Genomic DNA, 1,777 nt, shown 5'->3' with positions numbered 1-1,777 from the left:
GATTCGAGCGGGAAGCCCGCGGTCACCCAGGGCGAGCCCGCGAAGGACGCCGAGGCGAAGGCCGGGGGGACGTTCGCCCTGACCGGCCTCCTCGGCCCGCAGATCGGGACCAAACGCGGCCCCGCCGACGCCTCCCTCACCGGTGGCGGGACCGGGGACGCCGTGCTCTCCGTCGCACCCGACGAGAAGCTGCTGACCGGCAAGGACACCGTCTTCCCGGTATTCATCGACCCGCCGCTCTACGGCAAGACCGCAGCGTGGACCACCGCCTACGAGCGGTACCCGACCTCCAGTTTCTGGGACGGCGCCAACTTCAACTCGGGCACCACCGAGGGCCGGGTCGGCTACGAGTCCACCACCGGCGGACTCTCCCGCTCCTACTACCGTCTGACCTGGACCACCAGCATCAAGGGCGCGACCATCTCCAGCGCCTCCTTCCGGTTCCGGCAGACCTACTCCTGGTCCTGCACCGCCTCCGAGATGGAGGTCCACCAGACCGGTGAGATCTCCTCGGCGACGACCTGGGCCAACCAGCCCGCGGCGGGCACGCACATCGGGACGAAGAACTTCGCCCACGGCTGGAGCTCCGCCTGCCCCGACGCGTATGTCACCTACGACGCCAAGTCGATCGCGCAGAGCGTCGCCGCCAACTCCGGACACACCAAGCTCACCATCCGGATGAAGTCGAAGAGCGAGTCCAAGACCTCCGGCAACGCGAACTCGTGGAAGAAGTTCGTGGCCGAGGGCGCCTCCGCGCCCCAGCTCACCATGGAATACACCCGGCCCCCCAAGGAGCCGACCGGGCTGACGGTCAACGGCCGGGCCTGCGACACCACCACCCCCTACACCACCTACGGCAAGGGCAACCTGACCTTCGCCGCAGGCAGCTCCGACCCCGACGGCGACCTCAAGTCCCTGCACTTCCAGGCCTGGCGTACCGACGCCACCGCCACGAAGATCGTGGACAGCGTCCGGACGACGACCAGTGCGGGCAAGGCCGATGTCGCGGTCGACCGGACGAAGTTCGTCAACGGCAAGACGTACCACTGGATCGTGAAGGCCGTGGACGCCGCCGGGATCTCCTCCACCTGGGCCCCGCCCGGTGTCATCAACTGCGGATTCGTCTACGACGACACCGCACCCGCCTCCCCGGACATCAGCTCCACCGACTTCGCCGAGGACGACGGCACCGGCAGTAAGTGGAGCGTGAAGCCGTTCGGCACCCCGGGCGTCTACACCTTTACCACCGCCGCCAGCGGCGGCACCGGGACCACCAAGTTCTTCTGGTCCTTCAACCGCGAGTCCTTCACCGACGAGCGCAGTGTCACCCTTGCCGCGGGTGCCACCAGCGTCAACCGCACCCTCTCCCCGCCCAACGCCGGCCCCAACATCCTCTACGTCAAGGCCGCCGACGCCGCGGGCAATATGTCGCTGACCTCCACCCGCTATCTCCACTACGTCACCCCACGGGATAAAGCCGACTCCCCGGGTGATGTGACCGGTGACGGATTCGCCGACCTGTACGTCGTCGACGCCACCGGCGACCTGCGCCTCTACCCCTCCGAGGCCAACGGCGACCTCCACTCCTCCCTCCTGGCGGCGCACGACGACGGCCGGGCCATCGAGCTGGACGAGGACGAGGACGGCAAGCCGGACTACGGCTACCACTGGGTCGACGACACCGGGAACAACCCCGCGCTGATCACCCACAACGGCGACTTCACCGGCGGTGACGGCGTCCAGGACCTGGTCGCCCGGATGCCCGACGGCAAGCTCT

At 68.4% G+C, this 1,777-nt stretch carries 1 pseudogene; it reads left to right on the top strand.

The features are described 5' to 3' along the window. A pseudogene (locus ACWDR0_RS34835) lies at positions 1–1,777 on the top strand (VCBS repeat-containing protein); the annotation flags it as partial.

The sequence above is a fragment of the Streptomyces sp. NPDC003691 genome (assembly GCF_053981115.1).
Note: the sequence above shows the minus strand (reverse complement) of the source record. Positions and strands in the feature narration are given on the sequence as shown.